The sequence below is a fragment of the Haladaptatus sp. genome (genome assembly GCF_049589095.1).
GTDB lineage: Archaea > Halobacteriota > Halobacteria > Halobacteriales > Haladaptataceae > Haladaptatus.
In genome coordinates, this window is record NZ_JBAWAC010000629.1 from 1 (window position 1) to 7293 (window position 7293).

Here is a 7293-nt window from a genome sequence, read left to right on the forward strand (position 1 = left end):
CGCGTAGACCATCCCGACGTTGGTGTCCTTGCCGCTGTCGGAGTTCCCGTCGGTCCCCGTCGAGGAGTTGTCGTCCCCGCTCCCGCCGTCGCTGCTGGTGTCGCCGCCACCGTCCCCATTGCTGTCACTGGGGCTACTGATACAACCAGCAAGTCCGGCAATGCCGACGGTACCGCCTACTTTCATCACCGTTCGACGCCGTTTGTCAATGTCCGTCATCTATGAGTAATCAGACGAGTGATTTGTGATAAACGCGTCGCTTTGCGCTCGAAATCACGAAAAATAACTGAAACACAGCGTCGTCGGTTACTTTTTTACACTCGATACGGCGTTCGTTACGATATTTTTTGTTCGGGCGACGAGGCCGTCCACGTTCTCGCTTTCGGCGTAAATTCTGACGTACGGCTCGGTGCCGCTCGGTCGGACGAGGACCCACGAGCCATCCGAAAGCTCCGCACGAACCCCGTACTCCGTCTCGACGGTGGCCTCGGGGAACTGTTCGGGGAGCGTCGTCTCGACCTGTTCCATCGTTCCCGTCTTCGCGTCGTCGGGACAATCGACGCTCACCTTTCGATACGGGCGCTCGGTCACGTCGGAACGGAGCGGTTCGATACCCCCGGCGTCCGCGATGAGTCGGGAGAGCACCGCCGCGCTCACCACGCCGTCGATCCATCCGCCGAACCCCGTGTGAATGTGCTTCCACGGTTCGGCGGCGAACACGACTTCGGTGCCCTCGTCTCCGTCTTCGAGCGCCGATGCGATTCCCTCGTGAAGCGATCCGAGTCGGACGCGTTCGACGCGACCCCCGGCCTCGCGAACGCGCTCGTCGATTCGCGCCGAGGCGTTCGGCGTCGTCACGACCACCGGATCGTCGGCCTCGCTGTTCCTCGTGTAGTGTTCCGCGAGGATTGCGACAACGGTGTCCTCGTGGACGACCTCGCCGTCCGCGTTGACGACGACGATCCGGTCAGAATCCCCGTCGTGGGCCAGTCCGAACTCGAAATCGTCGGCGGCGACGAACGAACGGAGGTCGGTCAGCGTCTCGGGTGTCGGCTTGCTCGGGCGGCCGGGGAAGTGCCCGTCAACGTTCGCGTTGAGCGAGATGACTTGCGCACCCAGCGCTCGGAGGACTTGGGGTGTCGCCACACTCGCCATCCCGTTGCCACAATCGACGGCGACGCGGACGCCGTTCAGCGGTGCACCGTACTCCCGCGCGTACTCCATCACAGCCTTCCGGTACATGTGGAGAACGTCCTCCCGGGAGCTCTCTCCCCACTCGTCCCAGGGGCGAGGCGGTAGGTCGTCTTCGACGCCGGTTTCGACTGCCCGCTCGGCGGTGCGGTCGTACTCCTGCCCGTCGTGAAAGAGTTTGATACCGTTGTCAGTCGGGGGGTTGTGGCTCGCCGTGAGCATGACGCCACGACGACCCTGCGACGCGAACGCGAGCGCGGGTGTCGGAAGCTGACCCGCACGGTAGACGGTTGCCCCGGCACTTTCCAACCCGGCTTCCATCGCGGCGGCCAGTGCCGCGCCGGTTTCCCGTCCGTCGCGGGCGACGACGAACGCCTCTCCCTGTTGTCCAGCGGCCCGTCCGACGGCGAGCGCGAGTTCGGGAGTTACCCGCTCGACGACATCACCGCGGATACCCGCAGTTCCGAACAAGTTCATACGAGAGGCTTCGTATCCTGGTACTTAGGTCCTCTCGATTTCCCCAACAACGATTATAGCACCGTCCGTCGTAGACGTTGACATGAACCTACCAAGGCTGACGACGCCGAACGGATTGTTCGACTATCTGATCGGGACAATCATCCTCCTCGCGGCAATCGCGGGGATCTATATCGCGGCGGTGATGACCGGCGTCATCGCTCCGTGGTTCTGAAGGCGCGAAAAAGGCGGTTTACAGTTCGACGCCGCTCGGGATGAGACTGTGCTGGCGCAGTAGATTACCGGCGTCGTTGTACACGAGGAACGTACTCTTGTCGTATTCGACCACGTGGTCCCCGTTGATCGCGATATCGACGTGATAGCGGCCATTTGACTCGTCAGTCTCGTCGCCGTACGCGCGGGCCGCGCGGATGAACCGAAGCACGTCGTCCGCGTCTTCGTTCAGTTCGAGGATGAAGTCACCCGTCGTTCGATTCGTCACGCTCACGACGCCCGTCGCCGACGGGTCGTCGAGACTGGCCTGTAGTCGAAAGGTAACGTCCGTCTCTCCCGCATCGAGAAGATCCCCGGATGGACCGGTAAGCCGCTCACGAAGCGTGGCGGATGGTCCCTCGAAATCGATGATTACCGTCGGTTTCTGGGGCGTCCCGCCTGTTTCGACCCAGTCGATATTTTCGACGTTCAATGTGAAATAATCGCGCCTCATTCCGTACCCGAACCTACGTTCTCGCGTCTCATGAACGTAACGCCATGTACCGAAACGTGAGCACTCCTCTCGAAAGGTAAATATTCATAGTTCAATGTCATTTGCCATCTCGGTACCTGTCGAGTCATTGATTTAAGTATCCCCACTTCGATGAGCGTGACAAGATACGTCTCTCACGCGCTGGACAGGGGGAAACCGGAATCGGCCGTCCGGTCCGACGCGTGATGGACACTAGACAAACATGTCGGGGCTAACGTTCAATGAACTGACCGTCCGCGCGCGCGAATTGCGACACACGATTCGGCGCACCGCCGAGATGCTTCGGGGGTCGACCGTAGCGGTCGATGACTACGACCCGACGTCACACGGCTCGCTCATTACGTTTACTGGTGTTTCGGAATACGAGGAAATCGAACGATACTGGTTGAACGCGCCGTTCGCGTTCGTCTCCATCAACTACGACTCGGGAGCGAACGAGTATCTGTATCACGTCGTCGAACCGGAATTGGACGATTTCGAGGTCGAACTGCTGGACCGGCTGTTCTCGGATCTGCGCGAATCGCTCATCTATCGCCGGGAGATGGGCGGCGAAACGGCCGAGGCCCTCCTCCGTGACGAACTGGGAGAACTGCTCGAAGTGTACGGCGTCAAGGTGGATCCGGCCATGTTTTTCCGGCTTCTCTACTATCTCTTCCGGTCGTTCCGTGGGTTCGGCAAACTCGACCCGCTCATCCACGACCCGCACATCGAGGACATCTCCTGTGACGGCTACGACCTCCCGATCTTCGTCTATCACGACGAGTACAACGACATCGGGACGAACGTCGTCTACTCCGAGGAGGAACTCGATAGCCTCGTGGTCCGTCTCGCCCAACAGTCGGGCCAACACGTCAGCGTCGGCGAACCCGTCGTGGAGGCGACCCTGCCGGACGGGAGCCGTGCGGAACTCGCGCTCGGACAGGAAGTCACCCCGCGCGGATCGGCGTTCACCATCCGGAAGTATGCCGACGAGCCGTTCACCCCCGTCGATTTGATAAACTACGGAACCTTCGGCCTCGACCAGATGGCCTACCTCTGGTTGGCCATCGAGAACAACAAATCGCTCATCTTCGCGGGCGGGACGGCGTCCGGAAAGACCACCTCGATGAACGCGATTTCGATGTTCATCCCGCCGCGCTCGAAAGTGCTCAGCATCGAGGACACCCGCGAGTTGACGCTGTATCACGACAATTGGCTCTCCTCGGTCACCCGCGACCGGTTAGACGCCGGGAACGACATCACGATGTACGACCTGCTTCGCTCGGCGCTGCGCCATCGCCCCGAGTACATCGTCGTCGGTGAGGTTCGCGGGAACGAAGCGATGACGCTGTTTCAGGCGATGAACACCGGCCACACGACCTACTCCATGATGCACGCCAACAGCGTACAGACGGTCATCAACCGCCTGGAAAACGAACCCATCAACGTCCCGCGCGCGATGATACAGTCACTCGATATCCTCTCCATCCAGTCGTTGACCTACGTCGGCGAGGAGCGCGTGCGACGGAATCAGGCACTCGCCGAGATCAACGGTATCGACCAACGAACCGGGGATTTGGACTACACGACCGCGTTCACGTGGGACGCGGCAGGCGATACGTTTCATAAACGCGACAGCGGCGTGCTGGATGGGATTCGACGCGACCACGGTTGGACGCAGTCGCAACTGCTTGCCGAACTTCGGGACAGAAAACTCGTCCTTCAGTATCTCCGCGAGAACGGTATCTCGGACTACCGTCGGTTCACCGCGATGGTCAACGAGTACTACGCCGACCCCGAGACCGTCGTTTCGAACGTCGAACGCACCATCGACTCGCCCGTGGCGGAGTTCGACTGATGGGGTTGCTGAACTTCGTCCCGCTCGTCCTCGCACTCGTTCTCCTCGCACCCGTCGCACTCGCCCCGGTCAGCACGACGGCGTATCGAACCGTCACGCGAGTTTCCCTCCAAACCTTCGGCACCTACGTTCGTGATAGCGGGCGGCGACGGAACCGCCGGGAGGAAGTTCTTCGGGCGGCACACGTCGGAGAGACGTACCGACTGTACGCTTCGAAGACGTGGGTGTACGGCACGTTGGCCGCCATCTCCGGAAGCATCCTCGGCGTTTACGTCGCCGGACTCGTGTTGGCGACCCTCTCCGTGTCCCCTGCCGTGCTCCGGAGCGAACTTCCGACGAAGTTGGATTTCCTCGCCGACCTCGTCGTCGTTCCCTCGTTGTCCATCGGTCATCTGTTCATCCTCCTACTGTTCAGCAGCGCGACGGTCGGCCTTCTCGGTGGGAGGTTGACGTACTGGCTCAGATGGGAGCTACCAGCGTACGAAGGGAACACACGCGCGCGTAAGATCGACAGCAGCCTCTCACGAACGGTCGCGTTCACGTACGCACTCTCCCGAAGCGGGATGGGAATGCCGGACATCATGCGGATTCTGGCACGAAACCGCGACGTGTACGGCGAGGCGGCCGAGGAGATCGCCGTCGGGGTCAAAGCGATGGACCTGTTCGGCCTCGACGTGCTCACCGCCATCAGACAGATGTCGCGCCAATCCCCGAGCGAGAAATTCGAGGATTTCGGCGAGAACTTGGCGAGCGTCCTCCAGAGCGGCCGGAGTCTCCCGTCGTATCTCAGCGAGCAGTACGAACGTTACCAACGCGACGCGAAAGCCGAGCAGGAGGCGTTCCTCGAACTGCTTTCGGTCCTCGCCGAGGGGTACGTGTCGCTGTTCGTCGTCGGCCCGCTCCTGCTCATCACGATCCTCGTCATCATGGGATTGATGGGTATCGCCGACACGCTTCGGTTCCTCTACCTGACGGCGTATCTGTTGATCCCGCTCGGCAACGTCGGGTTCGTCGTCTACCTCGACAGTATCACCGAATCGCTGCACATCAGCCGTGAGAACCGGACTGCACCGATGGCGACCGTCCCGACGGTTCGTCGCGTGAGCGATCCGGACGCGGGACGAACAGTGAGCGACGGCGGAACGACCGTCTCGAACGCCGAGCGATTGGCCGCCTACGACAAGTTCGAGAACGTTCGGACCGCGTTGACCGAACCGCTCCGAACCGTGCGGGAGAACCCGGACGCCCTGCTGTATCTGACGGTTCCGCTCGCGTTGCTTTCGATCGTCGTTCGAATCCTCCCGGACCTCGCGGCGGGGACGGCGACCATCCCGTCCGCGGACGACGTCGTGGTGCAGGCCGCCCTGTTCGTGTTGGGGACGTACGCCGTCGTCCAATGGAACAATCGCCGTCGGCTCAAAGCCATCGAGGCGGCCATCCCGGACATGCTCGACCGACTCGCCAGCGTCAACGAAGCCGGGATGACGGTCGTGGAGAGTTTTCGGCGGGTGACGAAGGGGGACCTCGGCGCGTTGAACGAGGAGTTGGCGCGCATGGAACGCGACATCGAATGGGGAACCGACACCGCGACCGCGCTCCGGCGGTTCGAGGACCGAATCGATACGCCCACCGTCACGCGTGTAGTGTCGCTGGTGACGAACGCGATGCGCGCGAGTGGCGACATCGGGCGCGTCCTCCGAATCGCGGCGGACGACGCACAGGAATCCAAACGCCTCCAACGCCAGCGCGAGGACGAGATGATGACCTACCTCATCATCATCTACCTCTCGTTTTTGATCTTCCTCGTCATCATCGGGACGCTCTCGGCCATCCTCGTTCCCGCGCTCCAGAACCTCCCATCCGGAAACGCCGCCGGAAGTCCCGTCATGATCGGCGGACTCGGCAACATCTCGACGGTGAACATCCACGCCTACACCGTGGTCTTCTTCCACACCGCGCTCGTCCAGGCCGTCTTTTCCGGCTTCGTCGCGGGCAAGATGGGCGAGGGGAAGGTCCGGGACGGCGCGAAACACGCGACGGCGATGCTCGCCATCGCGTACGTCGCGTTCCTCGTCATCGACTTCGTCGTCTTCTCGTAGGACATTTGAGTTCCCCGCTCGGAGTTCGGGTATGAAACCGACGAGCCACGACGTGCGGGCGACCTACGACCGCATCGCGGCCCACTTCGCGAAGACGCGGGAGTACGCGTGGCCCGAAGTCGAGTCGTTTCTCGACGACCGAGCGGGTGAAACCGCCCTCGACCTCGGCTGTGCCAACGGTCGTCACTCCGAACTGCTCGCCGACCACGCAAAGCGCGTCGTCGGCGCGGACGTGAGCGCGGGCCTGCTCGCGGAGGCCCGTGAGCGCGCGACCGAACGGGAGTTCGACCTCGACTTGGTGCAGTGTGACGCGGCACGGATTCCGCTCACCGCCGATGCCGTCGATCTCGCGGTGTACGTCGCCACGCTTCACCATCTGCCGACCCGCGAGGCCCGTCTCGGGAGTTTGGACGAACTCGCTCGCGTCCTCTCCCCGGACGGCACCGCGCTGGTCAGCGCGTGGAGCACGGCCCACGACAAGTTCGACCGCGAGGAAGGGTTCGACACGACCGTCGATTGGACGCTCCCCGGCGGCGAGACCGTTCCGCGCTTCTATCACATCTATTCGCCCGACGAGTTCCGTGAGGACCTCGAAAACAGCGCGTTGAAACCGGAAGACGTGGCGATTTCGAGCGGGAACTGCTACGCCGTCGTCCGCGGGCGAAAACAGTAACACCCTTAAGCCGGGGTGCACAATTCAGAAGTACACTCGCATTCGAACGCATTCGAGCACCGGTGTCTCACTGAACGGAGTGAAGTGAGGCACGGTGCGTGATGCGAACGAAGTGAGCAGCACGCACCGGTGGTCTAGTGGCAGGACCTGAGCCTTCCAAGCTCATGGCACGGGTTCAAATCCCGTCCGGTGCATTCTTCGATTATCAGGTTTCGAGTGACAGGTACGTGCACTATCCGGGTTTCGTAACGAGAAGGGATTTGAACTAGAC

6 protein-coding genes, 1 tRNA gene and 1 pseudogene are annotated in these 7293 nt (G+C 61.8%); 5 read left to right on the top strand and 3 right to left on the bottom strand.

All coding sequences use genetic code 11. The annotated features are described in order from the left end of the window. A pseudogene (locus WBV42_RS19900) lies at positions 1-219 on the bottom strand (BMP family lipoprotein); the annotation flags it as partial. 87 nt (positions 220-306) lie between these two features. Next, positions 307-1668 (bottom strand): phosphomannomutase, encoded by a 1362-nt coding sequence (locus WBV42_RS19905; RefSeq protein WP_423987582.1) that lies wholly within the window; start codon positions 1666-1668, stop codon positions 307-309. Between the two features lie 82 nt (positions 1669-1750). On the opposite strand from WBV42_RS19905, the gene WBV42_RS19910 reads away from it, so the two are divergent. Further along, positions 1751-1882 carry a hypothetical protein gene (locus WBV42_RS19910; protein WP_255359158.1) on the top strand — a complete coding sequence of 44 codons (132 nt, stop codon included), beginning with the start codon at positions 1751-1753 and terminating at the stop codon, positions 1880-1882. 18 nt (positions 1883-1900) lie between these two features. Here the strand turns inward: WBV42_RS19910 and WBV42_RS19915 are convergent, their stop codons facing one another. Next, entirely contained in the window at positions 1901-2374 is a 474-nt protein-coding gene (locus tag WBV42_RS19915; RefSeq protein WP_253229029.1) for a DUF5793 family protein, read from the bottom strand. A gap of 241 nt (positions 2375-2615) precedes the next feature. On the opposite strand from WBV42_RS19915, the gene WBV42_RS19920 reads away from it, so the two are divergent. From WBV42_RS19920 to WBV42_RS19935, 4 genes are all read left to right on the top strand, one after another. Further along, positions 2616-4250, top strand: coding sequence for a type II/IV secretion system ATPase subunit (locus WBV42_RS19920; protein WP_423987583.1), 1635 nt, complete (start codon positions 2616-2618; stop codon positions 4248-4250). Beyond that, positions 4250-6349: a type II secretion system F family protein gene (locus WBV42_RS19925; RefSeq protein WP_423987584.1), complete on the top strand. Its 2100-nt coding sequence runs from the start codon at positions 4250-4252 to the stop codon at positions 6347-6349. The genes WBV42_RS19920 and WBV42_RS19925 overlap by 1 nt, the downstream gene beginning before the upstream one ends. A 31-nt stretch (positions 6350-6380) precedes the next feature. After that, the gene (locus tag WBV42_RS19930; RefSeq protein WP_423987585.1) at positions 6381-7022 is read left to right on the top strand and encodes a class I SAM-dependent methyltransferase; all 642 of its coding nucleotides are present in this window, start codon (positions 6381-6383) and stop codon (positions 7020-7022) included. 123 nt (positions 7023-7145) lie between these two features. Further along, positions 7146-7216, top strand: a tRNA-Gly gene (locus WBV42_RS19935). The last annotated feature ends 77 nt before the right edge of the window (positions 7217-7293 follow it).

Bases quoted from the DNA above. Each gene is read 5' to 3' on its own strand.
- WBV42_RS19910 (WP_255359158.1), top strand. From the start codon at position 1,751: ATGAACCTACCAAGGCTGACGACGCCGAACGGATTGTTCGACTATCTG.
- WBV42_RS19925 (WP_423987584.1), top strand. From the start codon at position 4,250: ATGGGGTTGCTGAACTTCGTCCCGCTCGTCCTCGCACTCGTTCTCCTC.
- WBV42_RS19915 (WP_253229029.1), bottom strand. From the start codon at position 2,374: ATGAGGCGCGATTATTTCACATTGAACGTCGAAAATATCGACTGGGTC.
- WBV42_RS19930 (WP_423987585.1), top strand. From the start codon at position 6,381: ATGAAACCGACGAGCCACGACGTGCGGGCGACCTACGACCGCATCGCG.
- WBV42_RS19920 (WP_423987583.1), top strand. From the start codon at position 2,616: ATGTCGGGGCTAACGTTCAATGAACTGACCGTCCGCGCGCGCGAATTG.
- WBV42_RS19905 (WP_423987582.1), bottom strand. From the start codon at position 1,668: ATGAACTTGTTCGGAACTGCGGGTATCCGCGGTGATGTCGTCGAGCGG.